This is a genomic window from Paenibacillus sp. FSL R5-0407, from assembly GCF_038009185.1.
GTDB lineage: Bacteria > Bacillota > Bacilli > Paenibacillales > Paenibacillaceae > Fontibacillus > Fontibacillus vini.
The window spans coordinates 2992501-3014879 of the sequence record NZ_JBBPAX010000001.1; the positions used below are offsets into that span (position 1 = coordinate 2992501).

At 43.5% G+C, this 22379-nt stretch carries 18 protein-coding genes and 2 pseudogenes (1 of these 20 running past the window's edge); 5 read left to right on the top strand and 15 right to left on the bottom strand.

Going from position 1 to position 22379, the window contains the following annotated elements; all coding sequences use genetic code 11:
• The 4 genes and pseudogenes from NYE70_RS14535 to NYE70_RS14550 all read right to left on the bottom strand — a co-directional run.
• Positions 1-1368, bottom strand: the 5' portion of a protein-coding gene (locus NYE70_RS14535; protein ID WP_341046514.1) for an ABC transporter substrate-binding protein. Its footprint begins 87 nt before the window's first position; only the first 1368 of its 1455 coding nucleotides appear in the window; it begins with the start codon at positions 1366-1368; its stop codon lies off the left edge, out of view.
• 325 nt (positions 1369-1693) lie between these two features.
• The gene (locus tag NYE70_RS14540) at positions 1694-3073 is read right to left on the bottom strand and encodes a radical SAM/SPASM domain-containing protein (protein WP_341047597.1); all 1380 of its coding nucleotides are present in this window, start codon (positions 3071-3073) and stop codon (positions 1694-1696) included.
• A 242-nt stretch (positions 3074-3315) separates the two neighbouring features.
• Positions 3316-4332, bottom strand: a pseudogene (gene ligA, locus NYE70_RS14545) (NAD-dependent DNA ligase LigA); the annotation flags it as partial.
• Between the two features lie 218 nt (positions 4333-4550).
• On the bottom strand, positions 4551-5783 hold the full coding sequence (locus tag NYE70_RS14550) for a phospholipase D family protein (protein ID WP_341046515.1): 1233 nt from the start codon (positions 5781-5783) through the stop codon (positions 4551-4553).
• A gap of 488 nt (positions 5784-6271) precedes the next feature.
• Here NYE70_RS14550 and NYE70_RS14555 point away from each other — a divergent pair, with 488 nt between their 5' ends.
• From NYE70_RS14555 to NYE70_RS14570, 4 genes are all read left to right on the top strand, one after another.
• Positions 6272-7372: a GerAB/ArcD/ProY family transporter gene (locus tag NYE70_RS14555; RefSeq protein WP_071977822.1), complete on the top strand. Its 1101-nt coding sequence runs from the start codon at positions 6272-6274 to the stop codon at positions 7370-7372.
• Complete coding sequence (locus NYE70_RS14560) at positions 7369-8880, top strand: spore germination protein (RefSeq protein WP_341046517.1); 1512 nt, start codon at positions 7369-7371, stop codon at positions 8878-8880. Before NYE70_RS14555 ends, NYE70_RS14560 begins: the two co-directional genes overlap by 4 nt.
• A complete protein-coding gene (locus NYE70_RS14565) occupies positions 8881-10023 on the top strand; it encodes a Ger(x)C family spore germination protein (RefSeq protein ID WP_341046519.1) in 1143 nt (380 codons plus the stop codon).
• A gap of 515 nt (positions 10024-10538) precedes the next feature.
• Positions 10539-10712, top strand: coding sequence for an AGE family epimerase/isomerase (locus NYE70_RS14570; RefSeq protein ID WP_341046521.1), 174 nt, complete (start codon positions 10539-10541; stop codon positions 10710-10712).
• A gap of 418 nt (positions 10713-11130) precedes the next feature.
• Here the strand turns inward: NYE70_RS14570 and NYE70_RS14575 are convergent, their stop codons facing one another.
• Positions 11131-11919 carry a hypothetical protein gene (locus NYE70_RS14575; protein WP_341046522.1) on the bottom strand — a complete coding sequence of 263 codons (789 nt, stop codon included), beginning with the start codon at positions 11917-11919 and terminating at the stop codon, positions 11131-11133.
• 265 nt (positions 11920-12184) lie between these two features.
• Positions 12185-12925 (bottom strand): hypothetical protein, encoded by a 741-nt coding sequence (locus NYE70_RS14580; protein WP_341046524.1) that lies wholly within the window; start codon positions 12923-12925, stop codon positions 12185-12187.
• Positions 12926-13062: 137 nt separating this feature from the next.
• Here NYE70_RS14580 and NYE70_RS14585 point away from each other — a divergent pair, with 137 nt between their 5' ends.
• The gene (locus tag NYE70_RS14585; protein ID WP_341046525.1) at positions 13063-13350 is read left to right on the top strand and encodes a hypothetical protein; all 288 of its coding nucleotides are present in this window, start codon (positions 13063-13065) and stop codon (positions 13348-13350) included.
• Positions 13351-13749: 399 nt separating this feature from the next.
• Here NYE70_RS14585 and NYE70_RS14590 read toward each other — a convergent pair whose 3' ends face one another.
• The 9 genes and pseudogenes from NYE70_RS14590 to NYE70_RS14630 all read right to left on the bottom strand — a co-directional run bounded on the left by NYE70_RS14590 (position 13750) and on the right by NYE70_RS14630 (position 22370).
• Positions 13750-14706, bottom strand: coding sequence for an IS30 family transposase (locus NYE70_RS14590; protein WP_341046527.1), 957 nt, complete (start codon positions 14704-14706; stop codon positions 13750-13752).
• A gap of 189 nt (positions 14707-14895) precedes the next feature.
• Positions 14896-15642, bottom strand: a complete 747-nt coding sequence (locus NYE70_RS14595) for an SDR family NAD(P)-dependent oxidoreductase (RefSeq protein ID WP_341046528.1) — start codon at positions 15640-15642, stop codon at positions 14896-14898.
• 104 nt (positions 15643-15746) lie between these two features.
• On the bottom strand, positions 15747-16571 hold the full coding sequence (locus tag NYE70_RS14600) for an alpha/beta fold hydrolase (protein WP_341046529.1): 825 nt from the start codon (positions 16569-16571) through the stop codon (positions 15747-15749).
• A 97-nt stretch (positions 16572-16668) separates the two neighbouring features.
• Positions 16669-16740 (bottom strand): annotated as a pseudogene (locus tag NYE70_RS14605) (VOC family protein); the annotation flags it as partial.
• A 34-nt stretch (positions 16741-16774) separates the two neighbouring features.
• Entirely contained in the window at positions 16775-17107 is a 333-nt protein-coding gene (locus tag NYE70_RS14610) for a putative quinol monooxygenase (protein ID WP_341046530.1), read from the bottom strand.
• A gap of 138 nt (positions 17108-17245) precedes the next feature.
• Positions 17246-17953: a Crp/Fnr family transcriptional regulator gene (locus tag NYE70_RS14615; RefSeq protein ID WP_213525152.1), complete on the bottom strand. Its 708-nt coding sequence runs from the start codon at positions 17951-17953 to the stop codon at positions 17246-17248.
• 305 nt (positions 17954-18258) lie between these two features.
• Positions 18259-19062, bottom strand: coding sequence for a hypothetical protein (locus NYE70_RS14620; RefSeq protein WP_341046533.1), 804 nt, complete (start codon positions 19060-19062; stop codon positions 18259-18261).
• A gap of 239 nt (positions 19063-19301) precedes the next feature.
• Positions 19302-21230: a hypothetical protein gene (locus NYE70_RS14625; protein WP_341046535.1), complete on the bottom strand. Its 1929-nt coding sequence runs from the start codon at positions 21228-21230 to the stop codon at positions 19302-19304.
• Positions 21231-21308: 78 nt separating this feature from the next.
• Positions 21309-22370 (bottom strand): zinc-ribbon domain-containing protein, encoded by a 1062-nt coding sequence (locus NYE70_RS14630; RefSeq protein ID WP_341046537.1) that lies wholly within the window; start codon positions 22368-22370, stop codon positions 21309-21311.
• Between the last annotated feature and the right edge of the window lie 9 nt (positions 22371-22379).

Consider the following 22379-nt stretch of genomic DNA (forward strand, 5'->3'; position numbering starts at 1 on the left):
ACTAGCCTGTTCCTTTACCGCTTTATCAAGTATGACTTGCCCTTCCTGCTGGATCGCCTTCAGCGCTTCGTCCACGGATTTGCTCTTGCTTTCGACGAGGCCTATTTCTTTAGAGACGATCGGATAATATTGGGTATAAAAATCATTCGGAACTTTCTCCATATTCCGATAAGTGTCCTCGGGACTCGGCTTCAATTTATAGAACGCATCCAGACTTACACCATCATATTCCTTGGACATGCCCATTCTGGACAAAACTCCATCGTTCATGGTTCTGGATTTGATCTTCGCGTATTCATCCCCGTTTACAAATTTCATAAACTCCCAAGCTGCGTCCACATTCGGTGAATTCGCCCGGATTCCAAAGATTCTGCCCAGGTAAATATCGCGGGACGTATCCGGATTTGACGGGTCCGCCGGCCCTGCGGCTATGCCGATCTGAAACGGTTTATAGTCTTTGATCGAACTCTTGGCTTGCTTCAGATTCTGTAAGAAGTAGACGCCGTCCACCGTCATGGCCATGCGCCCCATCAAAAACGGCTGGCTTTGATAGTACTCTTCCATGGTCCCGCCTTGGAAGCCGCCATCCTTCGGATTGTAGATAGCATTTGAAGCTAATGCATCCTGTGCAAGCTTATAAGTCTGTTTCCAGGAATCCGTATCCAGCGTGATTTTCATCGTATCCGGGTTAATGGCCTTCAGCCCTTGGGTCGAAGCAATTCTGGAAGCCAGGTTCTCAAGAGTCGTGCCGCCGTATTGTTCACCGTATCCATAAATTCGGGTCTTCTCATCCCCATCGGCCGGAAAACGACGAGCCGTTTCCAGAATTTCCTGCCAGGTCATTCCATCGTGCGGTACTTCAACTCCGTATTTAGCGAACAAGTCGGCATTATAATAAATCACGCTTCCGTAAAAGGACGGAGCCAGTCCGTACAACTTTCCGCCACCCTTTTCCTTCAACATTTCAAGCAGACCGGGGAAAATCGTATCGGTGCTGTATTTATCCTTATCTATTAACGTATCGAGTTCCATCAACTTGCCTTCGGACGTAAATTTCTCAAAGTTATTGTTATCCATCATGATAACGTCCGGCTGTTCCTTCTCTACAAAATCGCTAAAAGCTTTATCCATATCGGTTTGCTCGCCGTTATACAAACTGTTTGTGCTTACGACTTCAATATCGATATTCGGGTATTTCATAGCGAAGAGATCGCCGTAGGTTTGATAGAAATATCCCTCATCTCCGAACATGACTTTGAGGCTTTGCTGCGTTTCCTTTTCCTTGGCCGCCGGCCCGGCGCTGCAACCCGCAACGAGCAGTAGACTGATTGTCAGGAACAAGGACTTATGTACCCATTTGAATCCCATTGTTACCCCCTAAGTTATTGTATAAATTTGGACACTCTAGTCATATAACGTACACCGCTCAACTAAAGTTACATATAAATTGTTATAGTTTTCCACGATTTGTTACATATTTTGGAGAATTGCGATCAAAGTAGTTACAGAGATGAAAAAATCCCCCGCCGCCAACGGCCAGGGGATCTTCACTGAAGCAGATTTGTTAGCTCAAATTACCCGGCACCGACTTGGAGACACGGCCCGTTTTAATTAGTGCAGCTTGAGCTGTGGAACGAATTACCTTCACAAAGATTCACCTCCTTGAAAAAAAATGGGCACGATTCGTTGTGATTCATTTAGAATGCACCGCTTCCTTCGCTTCGTCCGCTTCGTTCTGAAGCCAGATCGTCCGGAGCGCCCGTTTAATCTGGCGTTTCTCATAAGAGCACGGACGCTGTCCGGTGCGCATGCGGAATAAAGGACAGTGATTCCCCTGACAAGCAGGCCGGAAAAAACAAGCCTGACAGTTCTCGTCGCTCTCCTCGCCTGAAGTCGTCCAAAGCGCCAGCTTGTCGTAATCCATATCCAGTGTGCCGTCTTGATGAATCAAGCCCAGCCTGTTATTGTCCTGCTCCAAAGCCACGGAACATTTGTACAGCAAACCGTCGGAACCGACAACCAGGGAATTCGGCTTCGCCGCATAACACACGGCACCTGTTGGCAATAACGTATCCGAAATAAAAGAGCTGACGGTAAGCCCAGCCGCTATCGCCTGCTCATTGAACTCCCAAATTTTAATATCCTTGGTCCGCTCATCGCACACCGGGAGGTTCAGATCATTCTCCCCTCCCATGCAGCCGACGGGGCGAAAATACACTTTAAACCGGGGATCGTCTCCGAACATATCCCGCAGTACGGGAATGAACCGGGAAACGGAGTCCAGGTTGCTATTGTCGAAGTTGACGCGCAAATTGATTTCAAAGGGACGATTCACTTTTTTTAAGGACAATAGATTGTCGACGATGGTTTGATAGGTTCCGCCACCCCCATGTAACCCCCTGCGGGTGTCATGCACCTGCCCTTCGCCGTCCAGCGTTACCATAAACCGCTCGACTTGCAGATCCAGCATCTGCTCGAATCGTTCCCGGGTTAAATAATAGCCGTTGGTTGACATTTCGGCGCTGTACGCCGCCCCGCTCCGTTCACAAGAAGCCATAAAAGAGCGGGACAACCGCTCGATGATATGCGGAACGAGCAGCGGCTCGCCGCCGTGCCAGCTAATCGTCAGGCGATTCAGCGTCTTTGCGCGATCTTCCATATAAGCTTCCAGGCCATCAATGACGTCCTGACGCATGGAGCCCCTCGGAAAGTGTTCGTAACAATAGTTGCAGCGGAAATTACACGCTTCAGTTACCAGGATGACCAAATGCATCGTATCCTGAGCGTGCATGGATTGATGAAGGAACAGCGCCCGGCTGAGTTCATCCGTATCTTCTCTGACGAGGAAACCATGCTCAATCAGTCCCGAACGAAGCTCTGCATCGCCCTCATCAACAACTTCCTCGGCTCCACTTGGATGCAGACACTCCAACACCCGATTTCTTTCTTCTCCCGTAAAGGATGCGATGGCCCCCGTATAGCTGTTGTAAAGGACCAGGGCGCCTTCTTCATTATCACTCTGCGCATTAAAGCGCGATGGCTTCCAGTGATCCCGGATTACATCCCGATTCATCGTGTCCATTCCATATTCCCATCCTTCACTTCTTCATTTCTAAGTTTCTAAGTCTCCAGGTTCCAAATCCCTAAGTGCAAAGGGAAAGGACCTTTCGTTTGGCACTTTCCATCATGAAAGGAACACCGGGTCGCTTCAATGACCTCAGTCACTTTGCACAAAAAAACTCCGGGCTTAAGGTTCCGCAAGGGAGCCTGCAAGCCCGGAGTTTCTCTCTTTCCGGTTTGTTACCGCACAATATGTTATTCGCCGCCGTTCAGCAGCCTGATAAATTCGTTCTCATCCTCAATCACCGGAATGCCGAGTTCCTGTGCCTTGGCCAATTTGCTTCCGGCTTTCTCGCCGGCGATCACCAGATCCGTCTTCTTCGAGACACTGCCGGTAACCTTCGCGCCGAGCGCTTCCAGCCGCTCCGTCGCCTCGTCACGGCCGAGCAAGTGCAAGGTGCCGGTCAATACGACGGTTTTGCCGGAGAAGAAGGAATCCGTCACCGGAGCCGTTACCTCCGGCGCTTTGGCTTCAACGCCTTGGGACAGCATCTTTTGAATGCCGGCTTGCATAAACGGGTCGGCAAAGAACGAAACGATGCTCTCGGCCACAATGCCGCCGATATCCGGCAAGGAGGTCAGCTCCTCGACAGTGGCGGACATGATCGCGGACAAATCGCGGAAATGATCGGCCAACACTTTCGTTGTCGACTTGCCGGTGTTTGGAATACCGAGCGCGAACAGGAAGGAAGCGAGGTCGCGTCCCTTGCTCTGCTCAATCGCCTGGAGCAGATTATTCGCCTTTTTCTCTCCGAACCGGTCCAGCTTGATCAAGTCCTCAAACGATAGAGTATACAACTCAGCCGGTTCGCGGACATTCAGTTCGTCATGCAGCTGATCGGCGGTTTTCTCGCTGAACGTTTCGATATCCATCGCGTCGCGGGACGCAAAATGCGTGATCCGGCTGACGATCTGCGGTTTGCAGTCCAGCCGGTTGTTGCAGAACAGATGAGCTCCGCGCTGCTCTAACGGAAAACCGCAGGCCGGGCAGTTTTCCGGATAAACGATCTCCCCGCCGTCCTGTTCCTCGGTCACTTTGCCGAGGATTTCCGGAATAACGTCGTTGGAGCGGCGGATGAACACACGCGTGCCAAGCGCGAACTTTAGATTCTTGCGTTCAATATCGCCCACATTGTTGAGCGTGCAGTTCTGCACGGTGACTCCGGCGAGTTCCACGGCTTCCACCTTCGCGAGCGGCGTGATTTTACCCGATAAGCATATTTTTATATTTCATACTTTTGTTTAATAGACGTTTAGATTTAGTTTGGTTTTATATATATACGCAAGTAAATATTTCGGCGTAGCAGAGCCGCGTGGTTAATGAACGAGAGACATAACATTAGAGTGTCATCAATTTAAGAATAATTCTCCGCCTACCAGTTTAACAATCGCTTCCCGTTACTTGAAACACAGAGGAAGCAGGTATTTTCTCACTCCGCATAAGTCCCTTCACTAACCGCCCCATATTTCTTAAATTGTGCCTCAAGTTTATCGATCAAATAATTGCACGCTGTTTCGGTAATCTGGATATGAGATTTTTGATGATGAGTGGATAAGATCTCCGAAGGGTGCCTTTTGCGATTGGGGTATAAATCCGAGCTTAAGTCACGGCAAAGCTCGATTAAGGAAATGCCATTTTTAATGGGAGCATTTAGATACCGACCCCGATGTAATTCGACATAATAAGGGTAACGACCGGCAGTTTCCTTATAGAACCGATCCTCCGGTCCAATTATGTTATTCGGTTTAAAACCACTTGTTTTCGCGTAACCGATAATCATCGGGGTTCCTTGCCCTTGTTGGTCGTAGCTTACAACTGCCATGAAGATCAGTTGTCCCTCTTTAATACCGGACGGTCTACGACGGAAGAATGTTCTGTCCATGTGTTCGTACAGTTCTCGTTTGCGGTCGAGATAAACACGGCTATTCGGTATGCGATCTTCACTATTACCCTCGAACTTGATCCAGATGCCAGTATTACGCTGCTCCCCCTGGCTGTCATCTTCCTTCAAGGCAATCTCGATGAAATCAGAAGTTACATCCGTGGCCGCTGGAATTGCATGTACGATAGAGCCGGATACATCCTCGAGTTTTGCCCCCCATCTAACGTTGTTATACTCCACGAGCGTTGGGTCTTTCTTCTTCCCTTTCCGGCCGGGCAGAGATTCATTAATCTTCGCCTTCTCCCGATCAATCATCTGCTGTGTGACTAGCCAGCTCCCTGAATGTTTAATCCGATTTAATAGCCCGGCGAAGTAATCAGAGCACTCCTTAGCAAAAGCCGGCTCTTGCTCCATGTACATGCCGAACTCGTGATTCTTATAAAACCCATTAAAGGTAAAATTCGCGGACCCGGTAATAACAGATTGCCCATCAAAAATGTAGAGTTTGGAATGAAGATCTTGCAATGCGTATATTTTCGCACCTGCATGCAACAATCGTTCCAACCCATCAACACTGCTGGCTCGCTGAATAAAGTCCTCGCGATAGAACCGGGTGATGAGATTGCATTCAAGCCCCTGTGTACTCTCCAGAGATTCCGCAAGGGAACTGGCCGTATTCCTTCCGATGAAGGGCGAGATGATATTGATTTGCTCTTTACATCCCTCAAGGAGATTATAAAACCGTTCTCCAAAACCTCTGCTTATAATATGTATTCCCAAATTGATCCCTCCCTGTTTTAAGAATAACACGAGGGTTGATGGTCTTGGGGTCCCGCCAACATTTTAACGAAAATATACGCTAAGCCTTTGGATGTTTCCGGCTTCGCTTTTTTTCTTACTCTAAGTCCAATAGTCCGGGCGGCATAGCCCGGACCACCGGTTATTCAACTTCCAGTTCTTTCAGCGGTGGATTGGCCATCTTCAAATAAAAGGTTGGCGCTACGGCGCTGACCCTTTTCTTTTTAAGGAGTAAAAAGATCAAACTGGACTCTTTGGCTTGAGATACTCACGTTTACAAATATGGTCCATAAAGTAATCCGTCATCCAATTATGGCGGACGTCCCAGAAGCACATATTGCAACTTCTTTGATACAGGAATACTTCCAGGATTTGTGGGAATAAATGTTTATTAAGTTCATGGCTTCCTTCCAGTTTGGATAACAAGCTGAGTAGAAGGAACCATTTTGTTGTTGAGGGGACTATTCGATATGGTTAATAAAACAGGTTTCGCCATTGGCACAATCCCATCGTTTTCCATCATCGCCTTAGCGGTAGGGTTAATGAACCATGTCATGGTCATTCCCTCCTTGTTGCAAGAGGCGAAAAGAGACGCGTGGTTAAGTGTTTTGGCCATGATTTTGCCGTATATAATATGGACACTTATTCTCTACTACATCATGAAAAAAACAAAACAGCAACCGATTGTGACCTGGTTACAGGGGAATTATGGAACGGTCATTTCCGTCGCATTTCGTTTTTTTTTCATCGCCTATCTATTTTTGATTATTGTTTTAACGGTAAAGGAAACAACCACTTGGACGCATGCCTCCTACTTGCCAAAAACGCCACAACTTGTTTTATCCGTTTCATTGATTCTTTTATGTTGTTATGCCGTCCATTTCGGACTCCGAACCATTGCGATTACTGCGGGCATTTTGCTGCCGTTCGTGGTTGTATTTGGGGATTTTGTCATGAGCTCCAATCTTCCCAAGAAAAATTATGCTTTGTTGACACCCATCATGGAACATGGAGTGGAGCCCGTTCTCAAAGGATGTATGTATGTAGGTGGAGGACTTGCAGAATTCATTATTATTCTGCTATTCCATCATCGAATGAAATCAAACGTTCGTCCATGGTCGCTATGTTTATTGGCTATCTTTCTGATCATACTGGTATTGGGGCCAGTTACCGGCGCAATTGCTGAATTTGGTCCTTTTGAAGCGTCGAAACTGCGGTACCCGGCTTATGAAGAATGGCGTCTCGTACAAGTTGGAAAATATATTCGGCATGTAGACTTCTTATCCATTTATCAGTGGCTATCGGGGGCATTTGTCCGGGTTTCCATTTCGCTGCTTTTACTAATCGATCTATTGCCAGCAAGTCATAACAAGAACTTTAGGCTTGTATGGTTAACGCTCCTCGGCATCATTATTGTCGTCGTTGTTGAGTTACCCGTCAGCGACATGCAATATGCCAGCTTTTTGAAACAGGTATATTTACCTTTGTCATTAGGTTTAGTTGTAGGGGTATCGCTTTTGTTGTTTATTGCTGTACTCGTGAAAAATAGAACTGGAGTGAGACATAAATGAAATTTCGCCGGTTATGGAAATCCCTGTTGAAAAATTATACAACCTCCCCGGTACCATCGGTTGCCCTGCCCCAAAATCACGAATGGTCACCGGAAGGGTTCCGCTCCTTATTTCGCAATTGCGCAGATGTGAAGATGGATAAGTATGACTTTGGCGATGTGGACTCCCTGCAAACGGTACACCTTATCTATTGCGAAGGGTTGGCGGAAATTCAGCAGATCAACGAATACGTGCTTCCGCGATTGGAAAGTATGTTGCATCATTCGAAACCTGGTATAGGGTTCGATAAAAAGCTGGAATTAACCCGAGTCGATCAGACTGGGGATCTGACAACCCGCGTATTTTCGGGTCAACTCATCATTTACTTTTCAAACCTGAATGCTCTTTATGCATTGGATATTGCTTCTCCCCCTCATCGAAGCCCCTCGGAATCAAACACGGAAATATCCATCAAAGGGCCAAAAGACGGGTTCGTGGAAGAACTAACAACCAACGTAGCATTAGTTCGCAAACGCCTTCGCACCAATTCCCTTTGTTATGAACAATTTACGATTGGAAAAAGGAGCAACAGCAAAGTGGCTTTGCTCTACATCGAAGATATCATTCAGCCTGAAATTGTGAAGGAGGCGAAAACCCGCTTACAACACATCGATATAGATGCCATAATGGGGAGCAGCCAATTGGAAAAAATCATTTCCGATTATTCGTTCACCTTATTCCCTTTACTGGATTATTCCGGTCGCCCCGATTATGTTGCAGACTGTCTCATACACGGACGATTCGCCGTTATTGTCGAGGGGGCCCCTAATGCCATTATAGGACCTGCCAATTTAACCCTCTTACTAAAATCACCTGAAGATGCCTATTTCCCGTTTTATTATGCTACTTTGGGGATGTTTTTGCGTCTTGTGGGTCTAGTCATATCATTGCTGCTGCCGGGTTTTTGGATTGCGCTTTCGTCCTTTAATGTGGAACAAATACCGTATCCACTTTTAGCAACGATTTCGATGTCAAGAATTGGCTTACCTATGCCTGGGCCCATGGAGGCTATTTTAATGATCTTTATGTTCGAGCTGTTTCGAGAAGCCGGAGAGAGGCTGCCTAAAGCGGTTGGCCAAACGGTAGCTGTTGTTGGGGGAATTGTGGTTGGGGATGCAGCCATTCGTGCTGGACTTGCCTCAACGACTTTGCTTGTCGTAGCGGCCGTAACCGCAGTTTCAAGTTTTACATTGGTCAATCAATCGCTCGTTGGTTCGGTAACCATCATCCGATTTTTTGTATTGATTTGTTCGTCGGTGCTGGGCATGTACGGATTTATTTTGTCTACGATTGCGATTGTTTTGTATCTTTCGCGGTTGGAGTCCTTTGGTGTACCGTATCTTGCCCCCTTATCCCCTTTAACTTGGAAGGACTTTATTGCGGCTGTTATCCGAAAACCGTGGAACACAATAAATCGCCGACCCGAAATGTTGCATACGAAAGATTCCACGAGAAGAGGTGATTCCTAAATGTCGGGATGGAAGAAATTGACGTCCATCTATTTGATATTCCCACTTCTTTTATCTGGCTGCTGGGATATTAAGGATATTCAAGATGTCAATTATTTAACAAGTATCGGGATCGATTATGTCGAGGGTCAATACGTCGTTTATGGGCAACTGCTGGACTTCTCGGATGTCGCAAAAATGGAATCAGGGAAGCCGCTCCAGCCAATTCCCGTGTGGGTCGGTCAAGGCATGGGGGATACGACACTTAGTGCCGTTAATGATTTGTACCACACATCGGAGATGCGGATTTTTTATGGCCAAATTATCACCGTTGTCGTAAGTGAGAACGTATTGAAAAAGGGATTAAAGGAGATCGATGAACTGCGGCACCGCTATTATGAAATGCGCTACACACCATGGTTTTTTGGCACTACAGAGCCGATAGACCAAATTTTCGCGGTAACTCCTTTTTTTAATCTATCACCGCTTATGTCATTGCTTCATCAACCGCAGGAGAGTTACAAACAAGAATCGGTCATTGCCCCGATAACCTCGAGGGAGTTCGTGTCCGATATCCACGAACCAGGAAAGGCGACCCTTTTACCTTCTTTATCCATTTCGGATCGGCGTTGGAAAAAAGGTGGAGACCCGCATTCGATGCTTGAAATGGATGGTGTTTTCGTTTTGCAGGATGGAAAATATCGAGGTCGGCTCACCAGGGAAAACATTCCGGGCCTCCGCTGGGTGGAACCCCAAACCCAACGTAGCCCTTTAATACTTCGCAGTGGTGGAAAGCCACAGGTTGCATTGTCTCTCGAGAATCCAAAGGTTAAAATCATTCCGCATGTCAAGGGAAAGGAAGTTACGTATACCGTCGATGTTAAGCTTTCGGGAAATGTTAGCGAGATCATCCAACCCATGTCTGAACGGCTTATGGAGGAGAAAGCGGCAGAACTAGTACAAAATGAAATCAAAAGAACGTTCGAAAAAGGGCTTGAAATCCATTCCGACCTGTTACAACTGGAACATGCGCTGTATCGTCAGAAAAATAAAGATTGGAAAAAAATCTACGCGGAAAGAGATTTCAAAATAACAACGGAATCCCTTCAAGAGATCAAGGTTTCGGTTAAATTGAACAATGCAGGGAAACTAAAGTTACCTTGAAACATGGTAAGTGTTGAAGTGGATGGAAGGGGGTCGATCAGGATAAAAGGAAGGAATGGCTAAATGAAACCCATTTCCAGATAACTACAAAAGAGGTGTTCCACAAAATGACACGGGGTAGGAAACTGTTATGTTCGTTAATTCGAATCTGCATCACTCTTAACTGGATCGTTGCGATTTTCTTCGCGTTCCACTTCGCAATAACCGGGAGGATGTATATGTCAAGCTCCCCGGTTTCCTCAATGTTTGTTATATTTACCTGTATCCTTGATGCAGTCCTGATTTTACCCCAATTTCTCAAAGACATAGAGAATGGGGTTAATAACCCCGAGGATAGTAAATGACGTCTATTGCTTCTCGTTGGCTATTTCATGGGAATCCAGGAAAATGCAACGAACGGCCGAATGATGAAGAGAATTTAACAAAACATCTTGTGGGTATTTCCAAATTTATTTTCGTGGTTAGTATTGCCAGCCAGATCGGGGATTTCGTAAAATATCGTTCTGGGAAGACAGTTGGCGCAATCAGTCATGTTTAAACTATTGCCGCAATCTGGAGAACTCATTTGGGAGCATTATAACGCGGACTGGGAAATCGATTGGAATTATAATAAGGGAAAAACAAAAGACGAAACTCGTCCGTATGGATATATTTTTGGTCATTCTATTGAATGGTGCAAAGTTGCTTGATCAGTACGCTCCGGAGGTTTGGCATGCCCTCTATGCCGAGCGATTATTTCGATTTGCAGCGACCAGGACTATTGGGCTTAGAGTAAGAAAAAACGCTAAGCCGGTCACATCCGAAGGCTTTGCGTATATTTTCGTTAAAATGTTGGCGGGACCCCGTCTTAAGAAAAGTTTCATCATTTCTTTTTTATCGCGATAAGGCATGACTACTTCCCAACCCAGACGTCACGACACGATAGTCCTCAAAAATAAACAAAGGTCCATTCGCATGGGCTATTCTTCAATAAATTTTATACTGTTACACTCGTGTCGACAAAGTGATTAGCAGAACCAGAACTACCACGCCGCTATGTACCCTTTATAACCAGAACATGATTGAACTAAAGTTTCTTTACCGTGACGGTCATTCTAACCGAATAAATTATGGTGTCACTTCGACGATTTCCGCGTTCATTTTAAAATAAAGCTGATTTCGGACTAACGCACCATCACGGCCATCGGCCCAAGGACCGATATATAACGCGAATCGATCATTAATGGAATGAAGTGGATTGTTCATCAGGCAAATACGCGCTTCGTGTTGATATGCATATTTAGGAAACTTATAGAAAAGTTCTTCCCTTTTATCTGTAGGCTCTATGAAAAATTCCTCTTTCTCAAACTCCTTATAATTTACGTGGCGGATAATGGCATTATCAATTTTATTTAGAGCCAATGCAGAGCCTACCTTAAATTTAAATGGTTCGACATGCAAAATTAACATTGAGTATGTTCGATCAGATGCAAGAGTATTACGAACTGTATCGTTTGCGAAGCCAGAGAAGATACGGTTATCAAAATAATGGCTTATCTGTTGCAAACCGATCTTTTTTTGTCCGTCATTCACTAAATCTTGCCCCTGATAAGAGTAGAAACAAAACGTTGGAATCAGATAAGAGGATTTCCGCCGTAGCTTTACAAAATTGCCGTCCGCGATGATCTCAAGATCATCACCGAGTTCCTTTTGCATCTGCTTGATTTTGGCATCACCTGTTCGAAGGCGTGCAAAGACACCCTCATCAGCATCCCCCTGTTCCTCATTGCCCTTCATTTTGGCAATTTGAATAAAGCTACCAAGCGTTCCGAAGCTAAGGTGGCCATTCTTAATGCGTTCCATCCAGCGGTACTCGCCGACCTTAAATAGTAATAATGAGTGTTTATCTGGAATCATAGAAATGTCCTTTCGTCACCCGACTCTAGATTCTACAAAAGCTATGCCGTCAAGTCACACCATTGAGAAATCCTAAAGTCAGACGATATTTTTTTTAAATAAGTTATACGGTGCGTTATCCGAGTTGGCGCTTGTAAATGTCAGGTGGAGATACGTTACACTTCGCGCTCGGGGCTATTGTCCTCTCCGAAAGACCGCAATCCAGTAGGTCATTCAAGGTATATCAGATGGAGGACGACGACCACTTAATCCGCCAGACCGTTTCTTACATGTAGCTCTTCGTCATTCCTTCAATATTCAAACGGAAGCGTTCCATAAATTCCTGTCGGAACTTAAAGTCGCTCAGGACTGTTTTATATCGTTTCTTAAGGTGTTTTATCAATGAGTGTTTTTTTGATGAGGACCTGCTCTCCTCCAGCATTGGAACAATTTTCGGGTCAAACAATAATTGGTAATGTTTTGGTTCAATAGATATAAGCATCAGTAAATGGTGCATTGCATCGAGCATGAAAGATATTCGAACTTGTTGTGTCTCTTTGAAAATTGCCGATTGGAATTTTGATGAAATAAAATGGATGGACAAAATATATTGTTCAATAACTTTAATAGTTTCGATCAAACGCCCTTTTGTAATCTTCCTATTTTCCATAACATCTTTACGCTTGGGGATGACGGTTGCAGAAACACAAATAATTATGTATTGGATGCATTCTTTTAATAAAATTTTCTTTTCCTCAGTACGCGCGATTACCGTTTTTAAGTCAAGATCTAGAATACCGTTGCGCTGGAACAACACCTCTACTTCCTCCTGATAATCATCAATATTTTCGAAGTCTTCCTTATAGCCGTAAAAAACATCTTCAAAGTGTTCAATATAGTCAGAAAGTTCTTCGTAAAAATGACGAAGTTTAGCCAATGCTTCAACGCGAATTTGGGACGATTTTAAGCTTTCGAGCTCCTTGTGAACATTGTCGTCACTCTCTCCAATCTCATTCACATTGCCCATCTTTTACCTCCAAGCACCTTGTTTTGTACATTATAATGTACAAATATAAATAAATTCAATTATATATTATGTCCTTGTTAGTTCCAAGTTACTCTGCTAGTATGGGCACATGTTTTTAACTAAGGAGGAGATCGAAAATGTTTACATCTACCGAAATTTACAACATTGTGCTCGCCGAGACTTTGGAGCTAGATTGGGATTGCCAAGACAATCTCCAGAACGCCTACGAGACTTTCAACAACTTGCCGATGAGTAAACAGAAGAAGTTTAATAAGTTGGTCAAACAAGCTGTTGCTACATGCCAAACCGATTTCAAATCGTTTCCGGAAAACTATCTCGATCCCGAGGATTTAGTAAGTCGTGAAGAGTCCATTTATTCTATAATCGAAAAGCTAGAACCGATCTTTGTGGATTTCCTCCAGTAACTTACAGCGCCCTTTATTGTGGGTCAAATGTTAATTAACTTGGCGGAAATAGAAGGAGGCCGGTTTCAAAACCGGCCCTCCTCGTCTTGTCCTAATCCTGACTCGCTACCTTAACGATCTTATTACCCTTAAAAAACTCAGCAATGGTGTAATACCTCGGGCCAGCATTATTGGCCTCCGGTTTTGGAAGATGTCTTAGATGAATGACTTCGTGCTTATCCAAGTTGTAAAAGCGATACTCTTCGTCCTTATGTTCAAAGCCAAATCTGGTTGCTGATCGATCTGCTATGTACCTTTTTATTCGTTCAGCAAAGTCTGCTTCGATACCGTCCAGAACTACCTCCAGGTTAGGTGAAAGCGGATCTAATACCACAATTTCTTTAATTTTATGACAGATTGTCAAGCTAAGTGCGACAGTTCGTCCATGAATGCTTCGTAAGCAGATTTCCAGCCTAGACATTTACGAGGACGATGGTTGATGAGGCGAATAGCTTTCGCTAGTTCCTCTTCCGACACCGTAGCGAAATCATGTCCTTTAGGAAAGAACTCGCGTAGCAGCCCGTTAGCATTCTCATTGGAACCGCGCTGCCAAGATGAATAGGGATCTGCAAAATAAACCTTGATGTCGTGGATGTTTTCCAGCGCATTATAACAAGCAAACTCCTTTCCTCGATCTGTCGTAGCCGTTTTAAAGGCACCTTGCGGGTATTGGCTGGCTGCTACACCAAAAGCGACTTCCATGGAGTGTGCTGTACGATCCGGCATTTTGATAGCGAGATAGAGCCTTGTTTTACGCTCGATAAACGTAGCTGCACAAGCCTTGCTCTGTCCACGGCTGGACACAACGGTATCCAGCTCCCAGTGACCGAAAGTCGTCCGTTTGCGTACTTCTTTGGGACGCTGATGAATGGATGTGCCAACAAGGAAACGCCCTCGTGTTTCCATAGGCTTGCGTCGCTTCCCTTTGTGGCGTAGCACTTCCGTCTCGGATACCGTTAGCTTGCCGTCATAGAGCCACCGATAGATCGTCTTGAAGCAAACGAACGACAGGCTTTCACATCGTCTCTTTTCTGCGATCTGTTCGGGCGACCAAGTCTGCTCCAGGCGCTCCTGCAGATCCTTAGCCAGCTCTGGCGTGAACTTACCTGTTGGAACGCAGGACACTCGTCTTTGTCGGTACGATCCTTGTGCAGCCTCGGCTTCATAGCACGCCTTTACTCGGCCTCGCTTGAGTTCTCGGGCAATGGAGGAGTGATGACGACCAAGATGCTGGCCAATGGCTCTCGTCGACCACCCAAGCCGATGTAACGTCTCTAGTTGTCCTCGTTCGATTATGCTAAGATGGGAGTAGCTCATGTTTGGGTTCTCCTGTAGAAGAAACACATCCTGCAAATTGATTACCTTCGTTTGATTGAATACATCCGGCAAAGCAATGCAATCAGTATGAAAATCAGGCAGAGAGCTTATATAGACTCCTCTGCCTGACTTGATACATGGGCTTATTAGGAATTGCTTAAATGACAACTCATCCCTTCTGATTCAAGGTCAGACTTGAGCCATACCGCCATCTACGAACAATTCGACGCCGTTCACATAGCTGCTTTCCTCCGAGGCCAGAAACATCACTGCGCTGGCAATCTCCTCCGTCTTGCCCAAGCGACTTAACGGAACGACATTCTTCGTCGATTCAAGAACTTGATTTAGCGCTTCGCCAAACAGATCATTATAAGCTGGCGTGTGGACCGTGCCAGGGCTCACTACATTAAGTCGTATCCCTGTGCCTTTCAAATCCATTATCCAGCTCCTCGCCATCTGACGGAGAGCCGCCTTGGTACCTCCGTAGACACTAAACGCTGCTTCGCCGATCGTACCCGCCGTCGAGCCAGTTATGATGATGTTTCCTGTCATATTTGGAAACAGCGGCAAAGCCTTTTGGATGGTGAACAAGGTACCCTTTACGTTCACGTTGAAGGTTGTTTCGTATTGCTCTTCCGTAATCTGACCCAAGGGCAGAAAGCTGCCAAGTCCAGCGTTTGCGAATAGAATATCCAGATGTCCTTTCTCCTGCTTTACCGTATCAAACAGTTTATCCAAGTCCTTCAAATTAGAAATGTCACCTTGAACGCCGGTAACCCGGTCACCGATCAATTTAACTGCCGCGTCTAGCTCGCTTTGTCTACGGCCGGTAATGAATACGTAGGCTCCTTCCGAAACGAATCGTTGTGCCGTCGTAAGTCCGATTCCGCTTGTTCCTCCGGTGACAACTGCTACCTTACCTTCAAATTTTCCCATATCTAAAGCCTCCTATGAAATTAATGCATCCTACTTGACCTTAAAGGTTAAAGATTCAACGTCATCACACATTTTAGGGACTTTTTAGACAACCCCTTCATTATTTATGAATTCACCATAGAACTTGCAAGTTCTTCAATTACTTTTGCTGTTTTTACTACATCTTCCGCAACTAATAAGTGCGTGCAGTTTTCAAACGGAATCACTTCAGAATTCGGAATCTGTTCCTTCATGTATTCCGCTGTTTCTTTTGAGTAAAGTGTACTCTTTTCTCCATACACAATTTGTGTTGGTACAGTGATTTGTGGTAACACGTCACGATAATCGCCAACTGCCATCGCATGCCACATTGCCGCTAATACATGAGGGGTATTGCCGTTGACTACTAAATTGAGCTGCTCTTCCATCATTTCACCAGTCAAGTATGGGACGATCACTTTAAAGAAAGGCTTTGCGAATTCCATCAAGCTATCATTGATCACTGTCAAATCATTCAATGAGTCTTCCCGCGTATATTTACCGTGATAAAGACCTAAATTCCAATCCTCTTCATTGACTAATTTTGGTGTCATGTCGAACAACGATACGGCCTTCAATCTGGATACACCGAAGTTTTTTACATACTCGAATGTCGTAGAAACCCCCATCGAGTGTCCAACTAATGTGACATTCATCAAGTTAAGATGCTCCATTAGTTCTTCCAAATCGGAAGCGAATCTCTTCAATATCAAACCATGCTCCGGGCGATCAGAAGCGCCATGTCCTCTCAAATCAAAAGACACTACATTGAACTTTTTGCTCAATTCTTCAAATGGTTGATCGAATGCTCTATGATCCGATGACCAGCCATGGACGAGCACAATCGGTTGTCCTTCTCCTTTTTGCTGATAATACAATTTGACGCCGTCACTTGTTTCGAAAAATGCCATGATGCTTTCCTCCTTCTAGTAGGTCTCAACATAAAGTTGTTGTTAAATTGTTTATAAAAACACTTTATTGCATAACTTTTTCTACCATAAATAAAGTTTACTCCTGCATTATCTGAATAAGGTTGCCGCATGTATCGTCGAAGACAGCTATTGTGACTTCGCCCATTTGTACAGCTGTAGATGCTATTTCTCATTTATAAAAATTAATATGCATTCGTTATATGACTTCCCCATTCACGGTTAGGTTGCAACCAGCTAACGCTTCTTTCCACAATTAAATCATCCAGTCTTACTTCGTAATCCTTGCGGTATGGTTTGGTAAATTCTTCCGCAAGCCAGCTATCTCTCGTGCCTTGCCATGTTTCATAAATGATCAAGTCATCCGGCTGATCCAGATCGTCCGAAACAATGGCGCTAATGAATGCCTTCTCGGATGACATCTCCTCAATAAGGGAAGATAGCTCCTTGCGGAATTCTTCTTTTTTCCCTGGTTTAGCTTTGAATCGAATATTCAGTTGAACTTGTTGATTGGACATGTTGACTCCTCCTATAAGTTTCATATATGCAGTGATTCCGTTACGGCATTTATCATAACGCTAGATGAATAATTCGACAGTAATTTAGATTACGTCGAAAAGCATACAGTCGAAGGAAAATTCATACAGGTCACGAAATCAAGCCAGTTCTTTCATCGCTTTTTCGATATGAATCATGACCATTCTACGGCTGGTCACGAGAATACCTTCATTGGATAGTTCTTGTAGGGTAAGCGATACCGCTTCTCTTGTGGCACCGATCATATTGGCCAATTCTTGATGAGTCAGGGGAAAATCGATTTTTTGGTATCCATTTTCTTCTATGCCGAACTTTTTAGATAGTCGGTTGAGAAAGTAAAGCACTTTACCACGTAGATCCCTAAAAACCAATTTTTCCACCAATTCATCCTGATCTCGCAGGCGTTTGCTTATTTCCGATAAAAATCGTAAAGACAATTCAGAATACTTGCCTAAAAGCGGTTCGAATTGTTCGGTCGGAATCGAAAAAACAATCGAGTCTTCTATCGTCTCCACATAAGTCCCTCTTGTGCCCAATGAAAACGTTTCAACTTCGCCAAACATGCCGCCTTCGCTTAGGATGCAGACCGTATGTTGTTTGCCGGCCGAATTGGTTTTGTATAAGCGAAGTTTACCGGCGATTACGAAAAACAAGCCATCCCTTTCATCACCGGGCGTCTGAAGAATAGAGTTTTTTGAAAGCTTATACGTATTTGATCTTGTGACCAATTGTTCGATTTCACGGATAATTTCTGCCGGAAGCGATTCAAATATCTTTATTTTGGGCAAAAATGATGTTATGTTTTCCATCGCCACATCATGTAACATTTTGCCCCTCCTTTCCATGTTGCGAACGATAACCGCTCCACTCTCCGCGATAATCGTTCCTCGTGTATCATAACCTATAGCGGAGTGTTACATCCATCATAAACCACCATAATTTCCTCTTCTGTAATCCAGATTACAAAGCTTTTCGCTTAGAATCCAAAGACGAATAAGAACCTATATCCCTACAAATACTTACGAAAACTTGATGTTAGTTTGCTTGCACACACCGATACGATTTTAGATCCGAATGTATCTCGCTTATAAGGAAGAGATATAAAACATATGAATCATGGGCTTCTTTGTTTTTAGCTGTCGCACTTCATAGTACAATCCGTCTTATATAAAAACTCCATCTCCCCGCCACCGGCCGATCGAAATGTAATATAGATCGGGGTTTTATAGGTAAACCCTTTGCGATGATGAGGGCAAGCATGAATAAAGTGATCCTTCGTTAATTGAAGAGTTTCGCCAGCCGCTACAGACAATACCTCTACCTCATAGAAGTTCATCCCGTTTTTCACTCCTGTCAGAAAATCTGTATACTCACGAACAATACCCAAATCAATGCTAAGATTGTGCTTTGACCTCATAAAATCATTCAGCAATTTAATAATCTCATTCCATGTGATACTAATGAATCCAGTCTCGATTGGGTGCATCATCCGGTATTTCGTGATCGTAATACCTATGATTGGGATATCTTCTTCTCCTGGAAAGTATGCCGGATTAAGATATGAGGATAGCTGCAACGTGAGATTATTGTCCTTTACAAGTCCCTTCTTTGAACTCTTAGCTTCCATAACGATGACAAAACGCTTGACATTCCCCCGGTAGAAGGAAAGGGTAATGTCCCTACGGATATTTACATAGCCCTCCGAAAGCATTTCGGCGTCAACCTGCACATAATCGATCTCACTTAAAGGAAGACCTCCCGATGTTGCAGGGGGGAGGATAGACTTAATAAACATGAAAACTAGATTTGGATATTTTGAAAAGGTATATGCCAGTCCCTTGGTTTGTTTGGTCTCATTGTCCCCATCAATAAGATCAAAAAATGATGAATATCGTTTCGAAGAGTGGGCTTTATATAAGCGGAAAGAAGCTTTCACTAATACCATCCCCTTATTCTATCAACTCGAATGAAGTTAGTTATCAAATGAAACAGCGGTTGCCGCGGACCGAAAATAAAGTCCTAGACTCCCGCCGCATAAATGTTGTATTTCCGTTCCCCGATTAGCTTTGATCAACCTTCCACGATTCACCACATAATGTGTATGGTCCACCGTGCTGTTTGTTCTGTAAACCTGTTACTTATTTCTTTTTTTCTTTTGGGTCTGATCCCCTATTTTTATTTCAAAAACTTTACCCAGTCTAAGGCATCATCACCAGAGTTAATAGACTTAATTACGAAATCACAAATAGAATACTGCCCCAGTTTAAGTAATGCCAAATTGTATGAATTAAATATTAATTCTTTTGAATTCTTAGATGGGAGCTTGTTTAACCTACATGCTACAATAACTTCAAGTTTTTTATTGCAGTACTCATGCTCCCCGGTATATGGAATTTTGGGAATGCGAACATAATTCCATGAATTAGAGGTATAACCTTTTGCTTTCATCACAGAACAGAATGCGCTTGAACTAGTTGTTGCATTAGATTTAATCAAATCTTCGGCAATAATAGCTTCCTCTGCCCACATTGTAATTGGCGGATTGCTCTCGAACGGATGGTCTCCACGAGATATTCCACAATCAAACTTTACCGCAAGAGTAAGTTTTTTATAACAATATTGTATGATTACTTCTTGAATTAACTTAGGTAATGGGAGGTTCTCATTCACTTTTAAACCATCAAATTTCTCAAAAAGCTCCTTTAGAATCTCCACTCTGTTTTCTCTTACAAGTCTTAACGTCCGTAAATTATCATTGAATTTAACTCTATCGTGTCTTTGAAGTAAAAAGGTTTCTACATAAGTGGAATGCTCTTCGACAGGCGTTGCTACATTGTAGGTACTTAGTGTTGTTTTGATAAATTCAACTATTTCTTCTTGAGAATATTCGGGATTATTTAGAACCTCCGCAATATCTTGTTCAGCTAGAAAGTTAGGATTTTCATGCAGCACTTTCTTTAATGATTCTATTAATTGTTCATTAAATTTCTGTTCTGCAAAATTGACTCTTCTGTCATTGAAACTGCCCATAGGAATTACAGTTGCAGCTGGATTAAGTACTTCAATTGATGTACTTATAATTGATCCGCTACTTAATTTTGTCAGGTCATGTGAAAAATCGTGCATGGCTATTTGAGCGTGTTGCGTCATGCTCTCATAATCTGTATCATCTTCTACACTAGTCCCCATATTGTAGATAAACATGGTTTTTGAGCCAGCAAGTACAGGCAACATTTTATTTATTGATTCAGTAAATTCACTTCCATTGTCCGATCTCATGACAAATATGTAAACATCAGCGTCACTCACACTTTGTAATCCTTCAACATCTCCTGATACTCCAGGAGTGTCTGTTACAATCAGTCCTTCATCAGTATCGCTCATTATGCTAATTGCAAGATCACTTGCTTCTGTAGTAATTTCAATAAAATCTTCTTTAGGATCTAACTCCTTCTTTTCTCCAGCTTTTTCATGATTTCTCGAATAACTGTTATGATTGTTGATGTTATCAAGAAATCTAATTACCCCATCCTCGTCAAAATTCTCTTGTATGCCATTGATAGTTGAGTTAGGACTAATAAATCTGATGTGATTGCCCTGATCAGAGCAATTTTTTTTCACAACAAGTCGTACATTAACTTTTGTAAAGTCACGTCCAGGCCCAACAAAATACTTAAAAAAAAGTTGCTGGTAACGTGTGAACCTCGCAGCAATCCTACTTTTCCCAAGCCTAGCCCTTCCAATAAGCACTATTTTTTTAAACACATTGTTCCCTCCCATAGTTTTTAGTGATTCCGAAGTGATTTGTCCTCTTCTATCTAGCCATAAATCTATCTCCCAGGCATTAAATATGGGACCTGACTTCAGCTCCGCGACTGCCTTAGGGAAATCTGAATATCTCTTTCTCCAATTCGTTACGGCTGCATTTGTTACATTTGCAATTTTTGCTATTTCATACATGCCGACAAATTGACCACTCATACCCCTCACACACTTTCTTTTGTTAACATATTTTATTTGCCTGTTTATTTTATAAACACTGTATGTTTTTCTTGTATGATACCTTGTTTCACTTCGAAAAGCAAATACTTTCCAGAGTAACAATGTTAAAAAATAATTAGCCCATCTCGGAATTCCAAGAAGGGCTAATTATTCGTCATAATTTAAATATTTACAAGATTATCATATAGAATAAATCGACTTTTTCCCTGCGCAATACGGGCATTTCGAACCTTTTACCCTTCGTTCTGTTGGAGCAAGCCAACTATGTCCTTTTTTGCATTTCCACCAGATCATTTTGCTGGAACCTTCTGAAATTGAATTTATATTTATTCCAACATTTTTATCATGATCAAGTTCGATTAAAAGTAATGGATATTTATTGAATACTGAATCTTCTTCTGATATTCTTGCCCCAGAGCAATAAGGGCATTCCTTTCTTTTTGTCATTGAGCCAATTTTTTCATTCCATTTGTGCTTCCCACAAATCCAATTAACCTCTTTATTGCTGTGAGGAAAAAAGTTTTCCGGCTTTAAATCGCCATTCGAATCATAATCCCAATAACTCGCTGCTTCTGGTTCTAATGCTTTAAAACTGTTTTTATCAGGGATGACAACAGTGTTGTTACAGAATGGACACTTTTTTCTATCACTCACCCTTTCACATATACTGTCATTCCATTCATGGCCTTCCTTACACTGCCACCAGACTTTCTTGGTACTCTTCTCTTTAAACTGATAAGGTTTTAATTTTCCATTCTTTATCGGATGCCATTCAGAAGCTATGTCCTTATGTAAAGTTTCTAAGTCGTTTTTGCCCCTAATCGCTAGTCTACCTGAACAGTACGGGCATCCACTTCCGTTAGCCCTTGAGTATATTACGGCTTCCCATTCATGACCATTGTTACATACCCACCAAACTTTTTTAGAAGATCCGCGCATAGCAATCTGCGGCGTGAATTCCCCATTTTTGGAAGGATGCCATTCTTTCGCCAAAAGGGGGTCTGTGGTTGAAAGATCGTTTTCTCCAACTATCGGGACCTGGCCTGTACAATATATACATCCATGATCTCGAACTGCTCTATTTTTAACCAAAGCTTGCCATTCGTGGCCGTTTTCGCATATCCACCAGACAGGAACCGGGTAACCGACATATATTTCATCCACAGGAACTACATTCTTTTCATTGTTATACTCTTTGGTTATACTTGGGTAATCGTTTACTATGTACTTCCTTGAGCTCATATTAACTCC